We start from the raw sequence: 19180 nt of genomic DNA, 5'->3' as shown, positions 1-19180 counted from the left end.
CCATGCTGTATAGGCGGCTGGTGACAGAGTGGGCGCTGGTGTCGCTCTGCGCCACGCTGATCGTACTGGGCGCGAGCCGGGGCGGGTGGATGGAACGGGTCGATACCATCCTGCTCGACGCCGTCATCGCCCTGTCACCGCCACCGGTGGACGAGCGCATCCTGCTGGTCGAGATCGACGACGCCAGTCTGGCCCGCGTGGGGCGTTGGCCCTGGCCACGGGCGCGCCATGCGGCGGCTCTGGATATACTGGCCCGCGCCCGACCACTGGCGATCGGCTATGACGTGCTGTTCCTGGAAGGCACGGCGGAGGATGCGGTGCTGGGCGCGGCCATTAGCCGTGCCACGCCCGTCGTGCTGCCGATGCTGCCGCCGCTTCTATCCACTGGGCAGGAGCCGCCGGGCGAGGGCCTGCCGCCGCCGGTCATCATGCGGGCCGCCGCTGCACTGGGGTCGGTCGATGTGGATGCGGACGGCGATGGTGTCGTACGCAGCTATCAGCCCGGTCATGGCGGTTCGATCCCGCTGATGGTGGAGCGGATTGCGGCGCTGGTCACGACGGTCTCCACACCGACCGCGCGTGATGGCGAGCGGTTGCTGATCCCGTTCGAGCCGCCCGGCAGTTTCCGGCGCATCGCCTTTGCCGACCTGTTGTCCGGCAGCGTGCCGAGCGCCTTCCTGCGCGGGCGGATCGTCATGGTGGGTGGCACGGCGGCGGGGTTCGGGGATCGCTTCCTCGTCCCGTCCTCGGCCGGGACATTGATGTCGGGCGTGGAGTTGCAGGCGAATATCCTGAACGGGCTGGTGCAGCATCATTTCTATCGCCGTATGCCGGACCCGTGGCAGACGGTTCTGGCGCTGCTGCCGGTCTGGCTGCTGCTGCTGGCCTTCCTGCGCTTTGGACCGTCCACCAACCTGAAATTGTCGCTGGTTGCGCTGGGCGGCACGGCGGCGCTGGCGCTGGGCGGGGTGCTGGTCAGCGGATGGTGGTTCGCGCCGGGGGCGACATTGCTGGGACTGGTACTGGTCTATTCGCTGTGGGGTTGGCGGCGGCTGGCGGCGGTCAGCGATTTCTTGGCGGCGGAGGCGCGGGCGTTGCAGGCGGAACCGGACATCATGCCTGCCACCGTTCCTGCCGACGCGCGTGGCGACCTGGTGAATATGGAGAGCGGCCGCCTGCATGACGTCATCGGCCAGATGCGCGCTCTGCGCCACTATATCGCGGATATATTGGCCCGCCTGCCCGATGCCGTCTGCGTGGTGGATGATGACGGGCGGGTGGTAATGGGCAATATCGCAGCGGATGCCCTGTTCGATGGGCCGGTGCGAGGCCGGATGATGGCGGATATACTGGTTGGGCGGGGCATGGGTGCGCCGGAACCGGGAGCGGAGATCGGTCTGGATGACGGACGGACACTGGTGATGATGCGCGCGCCCATTGGGGGGGCGGGCACGATCCAGCGGTTCGTTGACATCTCCGAGCTGAAACGCGCCGGGGAAGCGCGCGAGCAGGCGCTGCAATTCCTCAGCCATGACATGCGTGCGCCCCATGCCGCGATCATTGCCCTGCTGGAAGGTGGCGGCGCAGGGCCGGATGCGCTGCGGGGTCATGCGGAACGGGGGCTGAAACTGGCTGACGATTTCGTGCAACTCGCGCGGGTGCAGCAGGCTGTGGTGCAGCGGGAGCCTGTCGACCTCGCCGATGTGGGGGTGGAGGCCATCGACCGCATCTGGCCGCTGGCCAAGCGGCGCGGCGTCACCATCGCGGAGGAGGGGCTGGACGCCGACCTGTGGGTGATGGGCGACCGGGGGCTGCTGGTACGGGCGGTGGTCAACCTGCTCGACAATGGCGTGAAGTTCGCGCCGGAGGGCGGCTGTGTCGCCTGCGCGCTGGGAGAGGAGGAGGGTCGGTTGCGTCTGTCGGTCAGCGGTCCTGGCCCCGCCATGCCGCCAGAGCGAGCGGCTGATCCCTTTGTCGCCTTCGCGCCGGGGCAAGCGACCGGCGACCGGGACAGTGGTGGTCTGGGCCTCGCCTTCGTGCGGATTGCGCTGGAACGGCAGAGGGGCACGGTGGACTATGCGGCGCTGCCCGGTGGGGTCCATCGGTTCAGCATCCTTCTATCTCGCGCGTTTTTCGACGAGGAGGGGGAGTGAAACCCTTGCGGTGCGCCATTCAGGCTAGTCACGCACCTCGCCAGAACTGGACGAACGAAACTCCCGGTTCGATTTGGCCCTTCAGTACAGGTTCCCAATAGGGCTTCGCTCTTCAATCCCGCGTCCAGCGCAGAGTCGATCCGCTGGTGCCCGGCCGGGTGAGCATCGCTACCGACTGGCGCGCCAGCACGGGCAGGACGGATGTAAGGTCGGCGGCGCAATGGCTCTCTTCGGCCCAGCCGCGGGCGACGATCTCTCCGCTGTGCCGATCGGTGACGGCCAGCGTGAGGCGATAGCCGCTGTTCCGGCAGTTTTGCAGCAGGCGTTGCCGACGCGGAGAGGCTAGTGCGGTGCCGCCCGCGCCCAGAACGCCCACCCTGTCCGGCCGGGAACTGAGGCCGATGTGCAGTTCGTTCGCGCTCTGATCGTCAATGCCGATGCCGCTGGCGCGCAGGGCCTCCGTCACCGCGCGGCGGGCTTCGTCGTCGGTGGTGGAGGCCAAGGCCAGGGTGCTGAGCGGCGCGGCGTCCAGCGGCAGGTAGCGGAGCGTCGGGGATTGTGCCGGCGGGCCGGGTGTCGGCAGGCTGCCATAGCGGGTGCGCACAGGCCCGGCGCAGGCGCTCGCAAGGCAACAGGCGGTGAGAAGCATCGCGCGCGCTGTCATTCGGGTCCATTCCATGCGGTTCATGGCGCCGCTTTTAGCAGGGTGGCAGGGAGAGCGCGATGGGCTTGTTCGGGCGAGGGAGGGGGCTTCGGGCAAGTTTGGGGCGGATTGTTTCGAGAATGTTCGGCCGCCTTATCCCTTCAGAATTCTATCCCGGCTTGCGCCTTGATCCCCGACCGAAAGCCATGCTTGACCAGCGTCATTTCCGTCACGATGTCGGCGGCGTCGATCAGTTCCTGCGGCGCGTTGCGGCCGGTGACGACGACATGCTTCATCGGCGGACGGGCGTTCAGGACCGCCAGCACCTCCTCCAGCGGCAGATAGTTGTAGCGCAGGACGATGGTCAGTTCATCGGCCACCACCATGTCATAGGCGGGGTCGGCAATCATGCGGACGACCTCCATCCAGCCGAGCCGGGCGGCGGCGATGTCGCGGTCGCGGTCCTGTGTCTTCCATGTCGACCCCTCGCCCATCGCCTTGAATTCGACCTGGCCGGGGAAATGGTCGAGCGCGGCCTTTTCGCCCGTTCGGCCTTCGCTTTTCACAAATTGCACGACGCCGACGCGCTGGCCATGTCCGACACCGCGCAGCACCATGCCCAGCGCGGCAGTGGTCTTGCCCTTACCCCTGCCGGTGTGGACGATCAGAAGCCCCTTCTCGATCGTCTTGGTGGTCGCGATTTTTTGCTGGGCCGCCTCCTTCTTGCGCATCCGTGCGGCATGGGCCTGTGCATCGGGGGACGTCATGCCGGTTCCCCGGCAAGGCTGGCGAGGAGCATGGCGGCGCTGTTCGACCGGGGCTTCCACAGGCCGCGCTCCAGCGCCTCCGTCAGCCGGGCGGCGGTTTCGCGCAGGGCCGCCGGGTTCACCTGCGCCATGAAATCGCGCACGGTCTCATCCTCCATGAAGGCGGCGTGCACCGCGTCGAAATGATGGTCGCGCACCGCATGGGTGGTGGCGGCAAAGGCAAAGAGATAATCGACCGATGCCGCAATCTCGAACGCGCCCTTATATCCGTGCCGCATGACCCCGGTGATCCATTTGGGATTGGTCAGGCGCGCGCGCACCACCCGGCCGATCTCGTCGTGCAGCGTGCGGATGACCGGCTTTTCCGGGCGGCTATGGTCGTTGTGGTAGGATAGCGGCTTGCGCCCGGACAGATGCTCCACGGCGGCCGCGATCCCGCCCTCGAACTGATAATAATCGTCACTGTCGAGCAGGTCATGCTCACGATTATCCTGATTCTGGACGAGGGCGTCGGTCTGCGCCAGCCGGTGCGCGAAGCCGGTGCGGTCCGTCTCCCCCTCCACGCCGCCGCCATAGGCATAGCCGCCCCAGTCGAGATAGACGGTGGCGAGATCGGCGCGGTCGTGCCAGAGTTTCTCGTCGATCATGGCTTGCAGGCCCGCGCCATAGGCGCCCGGCTTCGAGCCATAGACGCGGGCGCCGGCGCGGCGTTCGGCGGTCTTCGGGTCGATGCCGTCCGCGATCAGGGTCGCGGTTTCGGCGCGGTGACGGGCGGCGGCGGGATTGTCCTCTTCCGGCTCGTCCAGCGCCATGACGGCGCGCGATGCGCTGTCGATCAGGTCGATCTGTTCGGGGAAGGCGTCGCGGAAAAAGCCGGAGACGCGGAAGGTCACGTCGACGCGGGGGCGGCCCAGTTCCGCGACCTTCATCACCTCGAACCCGATCACCCGGCCCGACGACCAGTCCCAGCGCGGACGCGCGCCCATCAGGGCGAGGGCCTGCGCAATATCGTCGCCGCCCGTCCGCATGTTGGCGGTGCCCCAGGCGGAGACGGCCATGGCGCGAGGATAGTCGCCCTCCCGCTGGAAATAGTCGGCGACGAGCAGGTCGGCGGACTTGCGGGCCAGGTTCCATGCGGCGACGGTGGGGACGGAGCGGGTGTCGACAGAATAGAAATTGCGGCCGGTGGGCAGGACGTCGGGCCGCCCGCGCGTGGGCGCGCCGGACGGGCCGGGGAGGATGAAGCGGCCATCGAGCGCGGCGAGCAGCGCGGCCTTTTCCGCAGGCCCGCAGGCGGTGACGCGGGGGAGGAGATCGTCGCGGATCGCGGCGAGGACGGCGGTGCTGGCGGGGCCGGGCGTTTGACAGGATGTACGGCTGAGCAGGGCATCCACCTGCTCTATGGCTAGCAGTTCCAGCCGTTCGACCGTGTCCCCCGTCGTTCGCCATGATTCAGGGGACAGGATGGCCAGACTATCCGGGCGCGAGCCGTCCCACACATCACCCATGCGGCAGTCGAGCGGGTCGAAACCGAGCGCCAGATCGTCCGAAAAGGCACGCAAAAGCGACTTTTGGCCGTCATTGTCGATGCCGCGCGGGGTCCGGCTAAGCGCGATCAGCAGGTCGCGCAGCAGCGCGCCGTCGGGCGAGCGGGTGAAGATGTGCAGCCCATCGCGGATCTGCATCTCCTTCAACTCGCACAGATAATTGTCGATCGCGGCGAGCGTGTCGTCCGGGTCGCCGCCGGTCGCGCCCGCATCCTTGTCCAGCCCCTGACTGGCGGCCAGCGCCAATATGTCGCGGCGCAGCGCGTCGAGACGGCGCGGGTCCATGCCCGCCGCCATATAATATTCGTCGACCAGCGCCTCCAGCTCGCGCAGCGGGCCATAGGTCTCCGCACGGGTCAGCGGCGGGGTGAGATGGTCGATGATAGTCGCGCCGATGCGCCGCTTGGCCTGCGTCCCCTCGCCGGGATCATTGACGATGAACGGATAGATTTGCGGCAGCGGTCCGGCGCAGATTTCCGGGAAACAGGTGTTGGACAGGGCAATCGCCTTGCCCGGCAGCCACTCCAGATTGCCATGCTTGCCGACATGGACAAGCGCCTGCGCGCCAAATTCCCGCTCCAGCCAGATATGGAAGGCGAGATAGGCGTGGGGCGGGGGCAGGGCGGGGTCGTGATAGCTGCTTTTCGGGTCGATATTGTAGCCGCGCGCGGGTTGCACCGCGAGGGCGACGCCGCCGAACCGATGGATGGCGAGGCGGAAGGTGCCGTCGCGGACAAAGGGGTCGGCGTCCGGCTCACCCCAGCGGGCGGTGATGGCGTCGCGTACGCTGGCGGGCAGGGCGGCGAAGGCGGCGCGGTAGGTGGCGAGGGGGAGGGAGGGGAGGGCGGCTTCGTCCGTGCCTCCCGCGAATGTCGAAGGACTGTCTTCCCCCCGCACCGCTGCGTCCGAAGAAAAGGACGGTCCTTCGACAGGCTGAGGACGAACGGGTGGAGGGGGCGGGGATAGATGGGATGCGGGTGGGGGCGCAGGAGGTGTGCGGTCCAATGACGACAGATCATTGGTCACGCCGCCCGTCATCAGCGCCATCAGCGATGCGCCGTCGGCGGGCGCGCCCGCGACGTCATAGCCTGCCTCGTCCAGCGCGTGCAGGATGGCCGCCGCGCTGGCGGGGGTGTCGAGGCCGACGCCGTTGCCGATGCGGCCGTCGCGGTTGGGATAGTTGGCGAGGATGATCGCGACCCGTCGCCGGGCGGCGGGCGTGCGGCGCAGGCGCGCCCAGTTGGCGGTGAGCGCGGCGACGAAGGCGACCCGGTCGGGCAGCACGCGCGGCACGACGATGCCACATTCGGTGCGGGCGTCGAAATGCTCTGTCGCCTTGAAGGCGACGGCGCGGGTGAAGATGCGCCCGTCCACCTCCGGCAGGGCGATGTTCATGGCGAGGTCGCGGGGGCCGAGGCCGCGCGCGCTCTCCTCCCATGATGCCTGCTCCGCGCTGGCGAACATGGTCTGGAGGATGGGGCAGTCGGCCCGTTCCAGCACGCCGGGGGTGCGCGGCTCGCCGGGGGAGGAGGCGGCGAAGGAGGTGGCGTTGAGGATCACGTCCGGCTGCACGGCGTCGATCAGCGCGCCGAGATGGTCGATGACGAAGGGTTCGCGCAGCGCCCGAACATAGACCGGCATCACGTTGATATTCTGGGCTTCCAGCGCCGCGATGATGGCGTCGGGCGCGTCGAGCGTGCCCGCGATCACCAGCGCGCGATAGAAGACGAACAGCATCACCGGCTGCCCCTCGACCCAGCGCGACCGCACCTGATCCAGCGTGGGCCGATCCGCGCCGGCGCGATAGAGGCCGGCATCCGCAACCGGCACGGGATCGTCCGGCACGCCCGCGTCATGGCCGATCAGCCGGGCGGCGGTTTTCAGAAAGGCCAGCGCATTGGGGATGCCGCCCTGCCGCAGATAGGCGCGCAGCCGCTCGCAGCTTTCGGGCGGCAGGGTGGAACAGGTGGTGAGGTCCGGGTCGTCCTCCCGCCCGTCGGTGATGGCGGCGAAGGCGATGCCGTGGCGGCGCGCCGTCTCCGCAATCTCGTCCACGCCATAGGGCCAGTAGCTCTTGCCCCCCAGCAGGACGACGCAGACGAATTTCGCCTTTGCGATCACCTGCTCGACATAGAGGTCCACCGAATAGGGGTGGCGCAGTTGCAGCAGGTTGGCGAGGCGCACTGTCGGGCCGCCGTCACCCAGCAGGGCGGCGGCGCGGGAGAAGCAGGCAAGCTCGCTGTCCGCCACGGTCAGGAAGACGATGTCGCCGGGCGACTGGCCGAGGTCGATCGCCTCGTCCCCGGCGGAGATGGTTCCCGGCGTGGCGGACAGCAGATGCATCAGGCGGGCACTGCGGCGTGCAGGCTGGCCTCGATGGCGGCGCGGTCCAGCCCGGTCTGGCCGATGATGACCAGCCGCGACTGGCGACGCTCCGCCGCCGTCCATGGTCGGTCGTAATGATGCTGGATACGCGGGCCGACCGCTTGCAGCACCAGCCGGGCGGGGCGGCCGCCGACGGCGAGGAAGCCCTTCACCCGCAATATGTCATGCGCGGCGATGGTGTCGGCCAGGGTGGCGAGCAGCGCGTCGACATTCTCCACCACCGGCAGGTCCAGCACGAAGCTGTCGAAGTCGTCATGGTCATGATCCTCCTCGCTGTCATGGTGGGAGATGCGAGCGTCGGTGTCGTCCTCCGCCGCCTTGTCCAGACCCAGCAGGACGGCGGGGTCGATGCGGCCATGGTCGGCGCGGACGATGGTGACGCCGGGGCGCACGTCCTTGGCCAGACCGGCCTCCAGCTCGGCCAGCTTTGCCGCGTCGACCAGATCGGTCTTGTTGAGCAGGACGAGGTCGGCGCAGGCGAGCTGGTCCTCGAACAATTCCTCCAGCGGGCTGTCATGGTCGAGTGTGGGGTCGGCGGCGCGGGCGGCGGCCAGCGCGGCCTCGTCCGTGGCGAAGCGCCCAGCGGCCAGCGCATCGGCGTCGATCAGCGCGATCACCCCGTCCACCGTCGCGCGGGTGCGGATGCTGGGCCATTGGAAGGCCTTGATGAGAGGCTTGGGCAGGGCGAGGCCGCTGGTTTCGATGATGATATGGTCGGGTGGGGTGGGGCGGTCGAGCAGTTTTTCCATGGTCGGCAGGAAATCGTCCGCCACGGTGCAGCAGATGCAGCCGTTCGCCAGTTCGATGATGTCGTCGTCCGGGCACGCCTCGTCCCCGCAGCCCTTCACCAGTTCGCCGTCGATGCCAATGTCGCCGAACTCGTTGATGATGAGGGCGATGCGGCGGCCGTTGGCGTTTTCGATCAGGTGGCGGATCAGGGTCGTCTTGCCCGCGCCGAGGAAGCCGGTGATGACCGTTGCGGGAACCTTGCTCATGAAATCTGTCCTTCGATGGAGGGGATGGGCTGGCCGGGCAGCGCGACTTCTATCTCGTCGAACCGTTTCCAGCGATAGATGAACCAGCTTATCAGCCAGCAGGCCGCGAACAGGCCGATGATGGCGAAGCCGAGGCTGTTGAAATGCTCGCCAAGGTTGGTGGCGACGGACCAGATGCCGCCGTGCAGGTCGAGCTTGTCGGCGAGCAGGGCGACCGTCTCGATCCCGCCGATCACGATGGCGACAAGGGCCGATACCAGCGTGATGGTGATGTTGTAATAGAGTTTGCGCACGGGCTTCACGAACGCCCATTCATAGGCGCCCAGCATCAGCACCCCGTCGAGCGTGTCGACCAGCGCCATGCCGGTGGCGAACAGCAGCGGGAAGATCAGCACCGTACCGATGGAGAGGCCGTCGGCCGCCTGGCTGGCGGAGAGGCCGAGGATCGCGACCTCCGTCGCGGTGTCGAAACCCAGCCCGAAGAGGAAGCCGAGCGGGGCCATGTGCCACGGGCGGCTGACCAGCCGGAACAGGGGTTTGAAGATGCGCGAGAGCAGGCCGCGATTGCCCAGCAACAGGTCGAGATCCTCCTCCACATAGGCGCCGCCGCGGCGGACATGGTCGAACCGTCGCCAGACGGAGCGGAGGATGACGAGGTTCATGCCCGCGATGGCGAAGAGGAACAGCGCGGAGACGGCGGTGGCGATGACGCCGCCGATGTCGCCCACGGCCTCCACGTCGGTCAGCGCGCTGCTGGCCAGCGCGATGGTCATGGCGGCGATCAGCACGATGCCGCTATGGCCGATGGCGAACCAGAAACCGACGGTGATCGGGCGCTGGCCTTCCTGCATCAGCTTGCGCGTCACATTGTCGATCGCCGCGATATGGTCCGCATCGACCGCATGGCGCAGGCCGAGGCCCCAGGCGAGCGTGGCGGTGCCCAGCATCAGCGGCTGGTCGCGGAACAGCGCGAAGGCCCATGCCCATGCCGCGACATTGGCGGCGATCAGCAACAGTTTCAGGACGGCGATCCGCCGGCCCAGCGGATGGGCGAGCCAGGAGGCGAGGCGGCTCATGCGCGCCAAATTCCGTGGCGGGAAGGGGAGGTCAGGGAAAGATGGCATCGGGGCAGGCTATGGGGGATCATGATGGCGCTCCCGTTGCGGCGTGACGAAAGCGGGGCCTGCCGCCGCGATGCCGACCGGCGGGATGGCCGGGCCGCGCACGCGGATATTCCATGCCCGCACGACGCCGCAACGCATCGCGCGCACAGGGACAGCGGCCCCCGCCGCTCCTTCGTCGCCCAGACGGATTTCACCGTGCCTTGGCCAACCCCTGGGCCAGAGCAAGAGCGACCAGACGCCGGCAGGTCTCCTGGCTCACGGGTCGTCGCTCGATGCACGGCCTTCCCAGGCCTCGCATGATTTAGCGTCCGACCCAGTGGCTGACCCCGCCGCTATGGCAGGGTCGATATGCATCTCACTCACCGCTTACAGTTGCAGGGACAGCCGTGGATTGGGACGCGCCCCCGACCTGTCGAGGGGCATCCGCACCACATTCCCTTTCGAAGCCCCTTGCGGGGCACCGGCGCGATCAGCGAAGGCGGGCCATGGAGCCTGCCTTCAGCGGCCTGTGTAGGGACTTGGCGGACCGCTGCCAAGGTCGAATGATGATGCACGGGGGCAACAGTCGCGCGCCTATCTGCGGTTCCGGGCGGTAAAGATGACACTATGGCGACAGGCTGCCCCTCGCCGGGCTTGCCAGCGCGCGCAAGGCGCATATGATCGGGCAAACGGGAGGGGATGACTGACCAACGAGGGAGTCGTCCATGACAGATACCAAGTTTGCACAGCCCATGCCGTGCAACGCCGTCGGTACCCTCATCTTCAAGAACCATTGCTATGCCCTGCGTCAGGACGATGGCGCGGAAATGTGGCTGGAACTCGACATGGCGCCCGCCCATCTGATCGACCGGGCGGTGTCGGTCGAGGGGGCGATGTATTCCAAGAAATTGCTGTGCGTGGACCGGATCGGGCCGGTGAACTGAGGAGTTTGGTCAGGGCTTTCGGGCGGTTTGCTCTTTGACCGCCCTGTGACGCCGGACTTGCCCGTCACCCCGGACTTGATCCGGAGCCCGCTGCCTCTTGCGGTCACTCGAATGATTCAAATCGGAAGACAAAGTGGAACTCCGAATCAAGTCGGGGTGACGTCAGGGGACTGTTCGCTACTGACCCGAAACAAAGCTGTCCCTGCATCGCCCCCGCTCTGATCGCGGCGTGCCCGTCCGCTGTTCCGGCCGCAATTCAGAGCCGCGCCCCGTCCACTTCGGCTTCCAGCGTGTCCAGCCGTGCCTCCAGTCGGTTAAGCAGCGACGCCCGCACTGGCTGCCCCGCGATCAGCTTGCGCCAGGTGTTGTAGCTGATGCCGAAACGGGCGTTCAGCGCCTCGTCCGTGCGGTATGTGACCATGGCGCGCATCCGGTCCACCAGCCGGGGATCGACCTCCCGGCATCCCTTGCCCTGCACCAGCGTCGCCACACCGAATTGACCGTAATTTTCCTGCATAAGCGAGAGCCCCCTTCAGCGATCCATGACATGATGATTGCACCGGAACGCAACCGTCCCGGCAAAGCCTCTCCTGTCCAGAGTCCCCGCGCTGCGGCATCCGGCCCGGATCGAGTCCATGGATGCATCGGTGCGCGCAATCGCCCGGCCGCCTGTTGCCCAGACATGTTACGGTGCGATTACAATGGTCCATTCCCATGGGAACCGGGTCATGCCATAAATCTCTACCATTAGTATAGACATATGAAAGACTGGGCTGCAACCTCTCTCGACAGCGGGCGGGGGGCGCTCGCAATGGCCTGCATTGCCACGGAAAAAGGCACGACGTGGCCGAACGGCAGGCATGGCGGGCCAACCGGCGCGGGTTCGCCGGGGCAGGATAGACCGGGCAAAGATTTTTCTGGGGGAAGGATAGAAAATAGCCGCTCTTCGCCGCGATGCCGGCTGGTGGAGCGGACCATCGGAATTCGACTCTTCTGGGTGCGCGAAATCATGTCGCGCTCGTGGATGGGTTGGGTTTCGCGCGCTTGCGGTTCGCTGCGCTCGCAATGACGAATATGAATGGAGGTGAAGTTGCGAATCCTTGGCGGATCAGGGCATGAAAACAGTCATCCTTCTGGCACATCAAGGGCAAATTCCACCCGCCACCAACGCCGGTTTTCGATAGTATCCAACAGCCCCGTCTCCAGGCTCGATCGGTCGGATATTATGGCGATGGCGGCGGGAACTTTGGACAGCCAGCCAAGGGACGCCTGCAGGTCATCCCAGGACATGGACTGTTTTGCCCCATTCATTTCCCACTGCACTGTCGCAGGCGTATCGCCATGCGCCGAGGAAATGCCATTCAACCCGTGGCATATGCCATTACGAAGGGTGAGCGCCCCTTCGAGTTGAGCGCGCAGCGTCGCGGCCAGCAACAGGCGCAGCGGGACAACCGGCTGCCTTGCAGTCACCATGCTTTCCCAAGTGCGCAAGACGGCGGCTATTCCATAGGCCGACTTTGGCAGGCATCCATGGACATGAATGATTTCCTCGCGCGCAGATCGCTCGATTGCCGCCCAGAGCAGCAGTAACGATCCCAGAGAGCCGCTCATTTTCTCATAGGTCACGTCCAATATTGTTCGATCCTTGCGTTGCCCTTCTCTCAAGCGGGGCGATATCCCCGACGTCACAATGTCTGCAATCCAATAGCATCGCGCGAATCTCCGATGCGCATACCCAGTCTACACCCCCTTTCCCCCACGGCCCAACCGGCCTAAGCCCGGCCGCACGGCAAGATCAGGGGCAGGAACAGGCAGGCCATGCACAATATCCACCCGTCCGGCACCACCCCGGCCATGGGCAACCCCCGGTCCCTTCGCGCCCCGTCCGTGCCCGACGCAGGCTGGCGGAACATGGAATTGCTGGTGCAGCTCCGCTGGATCGCGGTCGGGGGGCAGCTCATCACCATCGCCGTGGTGCAGGAGGGGATGCGGATCGACCTGCGCCTGCTGCCGCTCATGCTCGCGCCCGCCGTGCTGGCGCTGGTCAATGTCGCGACCATGCTGATCCTGCGCCGCCGCCGCCGGTCGGTGTCCAATGGCGAACTGACCGCCGCCCTGCTGCTGGATGTGGCCGCGCTCGCCTGGCAACTCTATCACAGCGGCGGGCTGACCAATCCCTTCGCCTCGCTCTTCCTGCTTCAGGTGGTGATCGGCGCGATCCTGCTGCGGCCGCGATCCTCCTGGGGCATCGTCGCCGCCGCGCTGGCCGCGCTCGCGCTGCTCGCCGTGGAGTCCCGGCCGCTGGCCTTGCCCACCGCCTATGCCGCCGATCCACTGGGGCTTTATATCCGGGGCAGCCTCGTCTGCTTTGCGCTGATCGCGGTCCTGCTGGTCCTGTTCGTCGCGCGTATCGCCCGCAATTTGCAGGAGCGCGACGCCGCCCTCGCCGCCATACGCCAGCGCGCGGTGGAGGAGGATCATATCGTCCGCATGGGCCTGCTCGCGTCGGGCGCGGCGCATGAACTGGGCACGCCGCTCGCTTCCCTTTCCGTGCTGATCGGCGACTGGCGCGACATGGACCGGTTCGACGCCGACCCGGAGATGCAGGAGGATCTGGCCGACATGGCCGCCGCCGTCCATCGGTGCAAGACCATCGTCAGCGGTATATTGATGTCGGCGGGGGAGGCGCGCGGCACCGCGCCCGAATTCACCACCGTCCGCCGGTTCCTGCACAGCCTCGTCGCGGGCTGGCCCGCCGCCGTGCTGGACGACGACTTTGGGGAGGATGTCGCGATCGTCTCCGACCCCGCCCTGCGGCAGGTGATCGCCAATGCGCTGGACAATGCGGCGGAGGTTTCGCCCGGCTGGATCGGGGTCGCCGCATCGCGCGATCAGGACCGACTGATCCTGACCATCACCGACCATGGCCCCGGCTTCGCGGCGGAGATACTGGCGGGTTTCGGCCAGCCCTATCGTTCGACCAAGGGCAAGCCGGGCGGGGGCCTCGGCCTCTTCCTCCTCGTCAACATGGTGCGCAAGCTGGGCGGCGAGGCCAGCGCGAGCAACCGGGCGGAGGGCGGCGCGATGGTCCGCGTGACCCTCCCCCTCGACAGCCTGTCCTATCATCTGGAGGCCCCGCAATGAGCGACCAACCCCTTCTGGTCATCGTGGAGGATGACGCCGCCTTTGCCCGCACGCTCAAACGCTCGTTCGAGCGGCGCGGCTATCGCGTGCTGACCGCGGCCAGCCCGGACGATCTGGCCGTGCTGCTGGGCACGGAGCGGCCCGGCTATGCGGTGGTGGACCTGAAACTGGGCGGCGCGTCGGGCCTCGCCTGCGTCCAGACGTTGCGCGCGCTGGACGCGGGGATGAAGATCGTGGTCCTGACTGGCTTCGCCAGCATCGCGACGGCGGTGGAGGCGATCAAGCTGGGTGCCAGCTATTATCTGGCCAAGCCGTCCAACACCGACGACATAGAGGCCGCCTTCGCCCGCGCGGACGGCGACCCGGATGCGCCGCTGGACGGCCGGCAATCCTCCATCAAGACGGTGGAGTGGGAGCATATCCACCAGACATTGGTGGAGACGGACTTCAACATATCGGAGGCGGCGCGGCGGCTGGGCATGCACCGGCGGACATTGGCGCGCAAGCTGGAGAAACGGCCCGTGCGGTAGGGGGGAGAGGGGCGGGATGGGTGGCAGACAGCTGGCTCTTCTTCCCCTATCCTGCATAGGGGAGAAATGGTCGAAACCCGCCTCGCCCCAAACTTCCTAGATCATCGTCTCCGGCCGCACCAGCCGGTCGAAGGTCGCGGCGTCGACCAGTCCCAGTTCCAGTCCTGCCTCGCGCAGGGTCTGGCCATGGGCGTGGGCGTGCTTGGCGATGTGGGCGGCATTGTCATAGCCGATTTCCGGCGCCAGCGCGGTGACGAGCATCAGCGAGCGGTCGACCAGTTCCGCGATCCGCTCCCGGTTCGGCTCCATTGCATCGACGCAGCGGTCCGCGAAACTCGCCATCCCCACCGACAGCAGGTGGAGCGAGCGCAGAACCGCCGCGCCGATCAGCGGTTTGAACACGTTCAGTTCCAGATGGCCCTGCAACCCCCCGACCGTCACCGCCTGATGATTGCCGATCACCTGCGCGGCGACCATGGTCAGCATCTCGCACTGGGTCGGGTTGACCTTGCCCGGCATGATCGAACTGCCCGGTTCGTTGGCGGGCAGGGACAGTTCGCCCAGGCCGGATCGCGGGCCGCTGCCCAGCAGGCGGATGTCGTTGGCGATCTTGGTCAGGGCGACGGCCAGCGTGTTGAGCGCGCCGGACAAATGGACGAGGGGGTCGTTGGAGGCCAGCGCCTCGAACTTGTTGTCCGCCGTCTGGAAGGCGAGGCCGGTGAGGATGGCGATCTCCGCCGCCACCGCCTTGTCGAAACCGGTGGGGGCGTTGAGACCGGTGCCGACCGCCGTGCCGCCCTGCGCCAGCGGCAATATGTCCCACAGCCCATCCTCTATCCGCGCGCGGCAGCGGGCGAGTTGATGGGCATAGCCGGAAAATTCCTGCCCCAGCGTCAGCGGGGTCGCATCCTGCAAATGGGTGCGCCCGATCTTGACGATGCCGCTCCACGCCGCCGACTTGGCGGCCAGCGCGCCGTGCAGGCGGTCGAGTGCCGGGATCAGCGCGTCGTTGACCGCGCGCGCCGCCGCGATGTGCAGCGCGGTGGGAAAGCTGTCGTTGGAGGACTGGCCCATGTTGACATGGTCGTTGGGATGCACGGGGGACTTGCCGCCGCGTGTGCCGGACAGCATCTCGTTGGCGCGACCGGCGATCACCTCGTTGACGTTCATGTTCGTCTGGGTGCCGCTGCCGGTCTGCCAGATGACCAGCGGGAACTGGTCGTCATGCTGGCCCTCTACGATTTCGGCGGCGGCGGATTCGATGGCGTCGGCGACGCCCGCGTCCAGCCCGAAACGGCGGTTCACCCGCGCGGCGGCCCGCTTCACCAGCGCTAGGGCATGGACGATGCCGATGGGCATGCGTTCCGTCGCGCCAAAGGGGAAATTCTCGATGCTGCGCTGGGTCTGCGCGCCCCAATAGGCGTGGGCGGGCACGGCGACGGTGCCGATGCTGTCGCTTTCGTCACGGGTCAGGGACATGCGCTTCTCCAGGACTGGCGGAAAGGTCTGCTCCCCATATAGGCGCGGGGGACGACCGGCGGGAGGGGGCGGGGCGGTTCCCGCCTCAGTCGCGCAACAACTGGCCGAGCATGACGACCAGTTCCACCTCCCGCGTCACGCCCAGCTTGGCGAAGATCGCCTTGATCTGCGAGCGGATGGTTTCGAGGCGGGCGCGCCGCTCCTCCGCCACCGTTTCGCGCGGCTGGCCACGGGCGAGGCGCAGCGCGATGTCCGCCTCCGCGGGGGACAGGCCATAGATGCCCTGAAGCACGGCCGACGCCGAACCGTGCCAGCGGTCCGCGCCGCGCACGACGACCATGATGCGGGTATCGAAATCGAACCGCCATGGCCCGCGCGGCATGGCGACGATGTCGAGCAGCAGCGGCGGTCCGCCGTTCGCCCGGTCCTCCAGCACCAGCGATTCCAGCGGGAGGGGGAGCGGGCCGCCGTGGCGCGCCAACGCTCGCGCCAGCCGGTCCTGCATCGCATGGCCTGGCACGCGCAGCAGCCCGGCGCCGATGCCGATCCGGCCCCCGTCCAGCAATTGCTCCGCCGCCGCCGTATGGGCCAGCACGCGCCCGGCGCGGTTGCAGATGAAGGCGGCGGCGGACACGGTTTCGAGCGCGCCCGTCATCAGTTTCGGCCCGTCCCGCTCCAGCGCCATCTGCATGCGGACGGCGCTGCGCACGAAGGGGGCGACGGCGGCGAACAGCGCGCGCTGCTCCGCCGTGCTGGGCCCGTCCCGTTCGGTGCGCAGGACGGCAAGGCCGACGATCCCGCCGTCCCCTTCGAACAATTTGGTCTGGCAACCGTGGGAAATGTCATAGTCGCGGCAGAAATCCAGATAGATTTCGGATTTCAGCAGGGGTCGCGCCCGCTGGTAATGCGCCTCGCTGCGCACCTCCAGCAGCGGCGCGCCGATCGCGGCGGCGATGCGGGGATTGATGTGCGGGTTGCCGCCATCCATGTCGCGAAACAGGTCATGGGCGTCGGGCGGGAAATCATGGACCCAGTTGAACGGGATGGAGGCATCGCCGCCCACGCCGATCAACTGACCCCGCGCCGATCCGGTCGCATCGGCCAGCAACCGCAGCGCGCCCATCCATTGGGATGGGTCGATGGCGGCGGACGCAAATCCATCCGCGAGTTGAAGAAGGCGGCTGTCCAAGAAATCGGATTCCCCAGGGCAGGTGGCGGCGAAAAGACAACGCGAGTGGCGGCGGCGCGGAGCCGGTAGAGGTGAAAAATTCCCGGCGGAAACAGCGTGCAGGCGGGGGATTCTAGGCCGGGCGGGCGGCGGTCCGCAAGCCCCGTCGCCCGCCCGGCACGCGGGGTGGGAGCGGGACCGCCTGCCCGGCGCGGGGTGGCCTATCGCGTGCGGCCTATTGCGATGCAGCAATCCGCACGGACCCGCGCGGGGGGACGCCGAGCGGGAAACCGTCGGGCAGGTGCGCCCGGATCAGCGTCTCGCAGGTCGGGGTAAGGGCCAGCGCCGGACCCTGGCTGCCAAAGATATGATGGCTGGCCATCGCCCCCTCGATCACCAGCATCAGGCCGTTGGCCAGCGCATCCGGGTCGTCGACGTGCAGATCCCGGCAGATGTCGACCATCAGCCCGCGCAGGTCCGTCTTACAGCTTCGCAGGATGATGCGGCCCGGATGATCGGGTTCGGGCAGTTCGACCGCGACATTGCTGATGAGGCAGCCGCGAAATTCGACGCAGCCGATCTTTTCCGCGAAATGGGCGACGATGGCGCGCAACTTGTCGCGGGGGCAGGGACCGGCGGCCTTGACGGCGGCGTCGACCGCGGCGCGTCCGTCGTCGGCGCTTTCCTGAAGACAGGCGGCGACCAGATCGTCCTTCGACCGGTAGGCGCGATACAGACTCGGCTTGGTCACGCCCGCGCCCGCGACGATTTCGTCAACGCCCACATCGCGCACGCCGCGTTTGTAGAACAGATCCTTGGCGGTCTCGAAAATCTTCGAAGCCGCTGTTTTCTTTACAGAACCGGGTCCACAATCACAAAAGGAGTCAATCTTTATCGCCATTGCATGACGTCCATATCCTCATTGCTTGACGAGGATGTAACAGATCGGTACGTAGGCCGCAAGAGACGTACCGGTTAGTAACATAACCGTAGCATAAAGGCGGGCGATTCCATGTATCTTTCCAAGGTGAAAGCCGATTCGAGCGCGGAGCAGGACTCGGCGGCCGGTCAGGCGCGGTGGAAAAAGGCGTATCTGATCCTGCCGGTCATCGGGCTGGCGCTGGTCTATCTGTTGATGCGCTGGTTCGGCGCGGCGCCTGCCCCGGCCGCGCCGCCGCCCGCATCGGTCACCGTGTCGCACCCGCTGTCGCGCATGGTCACCGATTGGGACGATTATGTCGGCCGGTTCGAGGCGAGCAAGGCCGTGGAGGTGCGCCCGCGCGTCTCCGGCCAGCTCGTCGGTATCCATTTCAAGGACGGCGACGTGGTGCAGAAGGGGCAATTGCTCTTCACCATCGACCCGCGCCCCTTCACCGCCGTGCTGGACCAGTCGCAGGCGCAGGCCGCCGCCGCCGCCACCACGGTCAATCTGGCGCGGGCGGAACTGGCGCGGGCCAGCCGCCTGATCGCCGACCAGGCGGTGAGCGCGGAGGAGATCGACACGCTGCGGGCGCGCGTCCAGTCGGGACAGGCGCAACTGGCCGCCGCGCAGGCGACGGTGCGGGCGCAGCGGCTGAACGTCGAGTTCGCCCATATCCGCGCGCCGATCACGGGCCGCATCTCCGACCGCCGCGTCGATGTCGGCAATCTGGTGGCGGGCGATACCGCCGCCGGTGCGACCGTCATGACGACGATCAACGCGCTCGACCCGATCTATTTCAGCTTCAACGGGTCCGAGGCGCTGCTGCTGAAGCATCAGCGGCAGAAGGACGCCGCCGGCCAGGTCGAAATCCGTCTTCAGGACGAGGCGGAGTATAAGTGGAAGGGCCATGTCGACTTCACCGACAACGCCATCGACAATGGGTCCGGCACGATCCGGGGCCGGGCGGTGGTCGCCAATGCGGGCGGCTTTCTGGTTCCCGGCATGTTCGGCAACATGCGGCTGAACGGCGGCGCGCCGCACCGGGCGCTGTTGGTGCCGGACGGCGCGGTCGTCACCGATCAGGCGCGCAAGATCGTCTATGTCGTGGCGAAGGACGGGACCGTCGCGGTCAGGCCGGTCGAGGTCGGTGCACTGGCCGGTGGCCTGCGCGTCATCCGATCCGGCATCACGGCGCAGGACGAGGTGGTCATCCAGGGCACCCAGTTCGCGATGCCGGGGGCAAAGGTGAACAAGATCGCGGGGCGCATCGACCCGGCAAAGGTGGCGGCAGTCGCCCCGGTCGCCGCGCCCGCATCGTCGCAGGCGACCATAACGAACTGATTATGTCACGGGCCGTCGGGGGCTGGCCGCGCAGGCGCTGCGCAACGGTCCCTTGCGCG

Annotated in this window: 15 protein-coding genes and 1 riboswitch; of the genes, 5 read left to right on the top strand and 10 right to left on the bottom strand. The window is 67.3% G+C overall.

Annotated features, from left to right (window positions below; all coding sequences use genetic code 11):
• The first annotated feature begins 2 nt into the window (after positions 1-2).
• Entirely contained in the window at positions 3-2153 is a 2151-nt protein-coding gene (locus LWE61_RS11620; RefSeq protein WP_234150235.1) for a CHASE2 domain-containing protein, read from the top strand.
• A 112-nt stretch (positions 2154-2265) separates the two neighbouring features.
• Here the strand turns inward: LWE61_RS11620 and LWE61_RS11615 are convergent, their stop codons facing one another.
• The 5 genes from LWE61_RS11615 to LWE61_RS11595 form a co-directional block, all read right to left on the bottom strand.
• Positions 2266-2817: a hypothetical protein gene (locus tag LWE61_RS11615; protein WP_234150234.1), complete on the bottom strand. Its 552-nt coding sequence runs from the start codon at positions 2815-2817 to the stop codon at positions 2266-2268.
• A gap of 140 nt (positions 2818-2957) precedes the next feature.
• Positions 2958-3563, bottom strand: a complete 606-nt coding sequence (gene cobO / locus LWE61_RS11610; RefSeq protein WP_234150233.1) for a cob(I)yrinic acid a,c-diamide adenosyltransferase — start codon at positions 3561-3563, stop codon at positions 2958-2960.
• The gene (gene cobN, locus LWE61_RS11605) at positions 3560-7453 is read right to left on the bottom strand and encodes a cobaltochelatase subunit CobN (protein ID WP_234150232.1); all 3894 of its coding nucleotides are present in this window, start codon (positions 7451-7453) and stop codon (positions 3560-3562) included. The genes cobO and cobN overlap by 4 nt, the downstream gene beginning before the upstream one ends.
• Positions 7453-8490 (bottom strand): cobalamin biosynthesis protein CobW, encoded by a 1038-nt coding sequence (cobW, locus tag LWE61_RS11600; protein ID WP_234150231.1) that lies wholly within the window; start codon positions 8488-8490, stop codon positions 7453-7455. Before cobW ends, cobN begins: the two co-directional genes overlap by 1 nt.
• Complete coding sequence (locus LWE61_RS11595; protein WP_234150230.1) at positions 8487-9566, bottom strand: HoxN/HupN/NixA family nickel/cobalt transporter; 1080 nt, start codon at positions 9564-9566, stop codon at positions 8487-8489. The genes cobW and LWE61_RS11595 overlap by 4 nt, the downstream gene beginning before the upstream one ends.
• Before the next feature lie 271 nt (positions 9567-9837).
• A riboswitch (cobalamin riboswitch) is annotated at positions 9838-10092 on the bottom strand.
• Positions 10093-10318: 226 nt separating this feature from the next.
• Here LWE61_RS11595 and LWE61_RS11590 point away from each other — a divergent pair.
• Complete coding sequence (locus tag LWE61_RS11590) at positions 10319-10537, top strand: DUF5818 domain-containing protein (RefSeq protein WP_234150229.1); 219 nt, start codon at positions 10319-10321, stop codon at positions 10535-10537.
• Between the two features lie 256 nt (positions 10538-10793).
• Here LWE61_RS11590 and LWE61_RS11585 read toward each other — a convergent pair whose 3' ends face one another.
• Both LWE61_RS11585 and LWE61_RS11580 read right to left on the bottom strand, forming a co-directional pair.
• Positions 10794-11054 (bottom strand): hypothetical protein, encoded by a 261-nt coding sequence (locus LWE61_RS11585; RefSeq protein WP_234150228.1) that lies wholly within the window; start codon positions 11052-11054, stop codon positions 10794-10796.
• A gap of 608 nt (positions 11055-11662) precedes the next feature.
• Entirely contained in the window at positions 11663-12169 is a 507-nt protein-coding gene (locus LWE61_RS11580) for a hypothetical protein (RefSeq protein WP_234150227.1), read from the bottom strand.
• A 222-nt stretch (positions 12170-12391) separates the two neighbouring features.
• Here LWE61_RS11580 and LWE61_RS11575 point away from each other — a divergent pair, with 222 nt between their 5' ends.
• Both LWE61_RS11575 and LWE61_RS11570 read left to right on the top strand, forming a co-directional pair.
• Complete coding sequence (locus LWE61_RS11575; RefSeq protein WP_234150385.1) at positions 12392-13681, top strand: ATP-binding protein; 1290 nt, start codon at positions 12392-12394, stop codon at positions 13679-13681.
• The gene (locus LWE61_RS11570; protein WP_234150226.1) at positions 13678-14211 is read left to right on the top strand and encodes a response regulator transcription factor; all 534 of its coding nucleotides are present in this window, start codon (positions 13678-13680) and stop codon (positions 14209-14211) included. The genes LWE61_RS11575 and LWE61_RS11570 overlap by 4 nt, the downstream gene beginning before the upstream one ends.
• 96 nt (positions 14212-14307) lie before the next feature.
• Here LWE61_RS11570 and fumC read toward each other — a convergent pair whose 3' ends face one another.
• From fumC to LWE61_RS11555, 3 genes are all read right to left on the bottom strand, one after another.
• On the bottom strand, positions 14308-15690 hold the full coding sequence (gene fumC, locus LWE61_RS11565) for a class II fumarate hydratase (RefSeq protein ID WP_234150225.1): 1383 nt from the start codon (positions 15688-15690) through the stop codon (positions 14308-14310).
• An 85-nt stretch (positions 15691-15775) separates the two neighbouring features.
• Positions 15776-16879 carry a helix-turn-helix transcriptional regulator gene (locus LWE61_RS11560; RefSeq protein ID WP_234150224.1) on the bottom strand — a complete coding sequence of 368 codons (1104 nt, stop codon included), beginning with the start codon at positions 16877-16879 and terminating at the stop codon, positions 15776-15778.
• Between the two features lie 214 nt (positions 16880-17093).
• The gene (locus LWE61_RS11555) at positions 17094-17759 is read right to left on the bottom strand and encodes a TetR/AcrR family transcriptional regulator (RefSeq protein ID WP_267961693.1); all 666 of its coding nucleotides are present in this window, start codon (positions 17757-17759) and stop codon (positions 17094-17096) included.
• A gap of 111 nt (positions 17760-17870) precedes the next feature.
• Here LWE61_RS11555 and LWE61_RS11550 point away from each other — a divergent pair, with 111 nt between their 5' ends.
• On the top strand, positions 17871-19121 hold the full coding sequence (locus LWE61_RS11550; RefSeq protein WP_234150222.1) for an efflux RND transporter periplasmic adaptor subunit: 1251 nt from the start codon (positions 17871-17873) through the stop codon (positions 19119-19121).
• Positions 19122-19180: the final 59 nt, after the last annotated feature.

Origin of the sequence: Sphingobium sufflavum (assembly GCF_021403115.1) — a bacterium.
Taxonomy (GTDB): domain Bacteria; phylum Pseudomonadota; class Alphaproteobacteria; order Sphingomonadales; family Sphingomonadaceae; genus Sphingobium; species Sphingobium sufflavum.
The sequence above is the reverse complement of the archived record's forward strand: the minus strand, read 5'-3'. Positions and strand labels throughout refer to the sequence as shown.

What these genes read in the sequence shown, in the direction of transcription:
- LWE61_RS11570 (WP_234150226.1), top strand. Translation starts at nt 13,678, where the DNA reads ATGAGCGACCAACCCCTTCTGGTCATCGTGGAGGATGACGCCGCCTTT.
- LWE61_RS11555 (WP_267961693.1), bottom strand. Translation starts at nt 17,759, where the DNA reads ATGGCGATAAAGATTGACTCCTTTTGTGATTGTGGACCCGGTTCTGTA.
- cobN (WP_234150232.1), bottom strand. Translation starts at nt 7,453, where the DNA reads ATGCATCTGCTGTCCGCCACGCCGGGAACCATCTCCGCCGGGGACGAG.
- LWE61_RS11615 (WP_234150234.1), bottom strand. Translation starts at nt 2,817, where the DNA reads ATGACAGCGCGCGCGATGCTTCTCACCGCCTGTTGCCTTGCGAGCGCC.
- LWE61_RS11595 (WP_234150230.1), bottom strand. Translation starts at nt 9,566, where the DNA reads ATGAGCCGCCTCGCCTCCTGGCTCGCCCATCCGCTGGGCCGGCGGATC.
- cobO (WP_234150233.1), bottom strand. Translation starts at nt 3,563, where the DNA reads ATGACGTCCCCCGATGCACAGGCCCATGCCGCACGGATGCGCAAGAAG.
- LWE61_RS11575 (WP_234150385.1), top strand. Translation starts at nt 12,392, where the DNA reads ATGGGCAACCCCCGGTCCCTTCGCGCCCCGTCCGTGCCCGACGCAGGC.
- LWE61_RS11620 (WP_234150235.1), top strand. Translation starts at nt 3, where the DNA reads ATGCTGTATAGGCGGCTGGTGACAGAGTGGGCGCTGGTGTCGCTCTGC.
- cobW (WP_234150231.1), bottom strand. Translation starts at nt 8,490, where the DNA reads ATGAGCAAGGTTCCCGCAACGGTCATCACCGGCTTCCTCGGCGCGGGC.
- fumC (WP_234150225.1), bottom strand. Translation starts at nt 15,690, where the DNA reads ATGTCCCTGACCCGTGACGAAAGCGACAGCATCGGCACCGTCGCCGTG.
- LWE61_RS11550 (WP_234150222.1), top strand. Translation starts at nt 17,871, where the DNA reads ATGTATCTTTCCAAGGTGAAAGCCGATTCGAGCGCGGAGCAGGACTCG.
- LWE61_RS11585 (WP_234150228.1), bottom strand. Translation starts at nt 11,054, where the DNA reads ATGCAGGAAAATTACGGTCAATTCGGTGTGGCGACGCTGGTGCAGGGC.
- LWE61_RS11590 (WP_234150229.1), top strand. Translation starts at nt 10,319, where the DNA reads ATGACAGATACCAAGTTTGCACAGCCCATGCCGTGCAACGCCGTCGGT.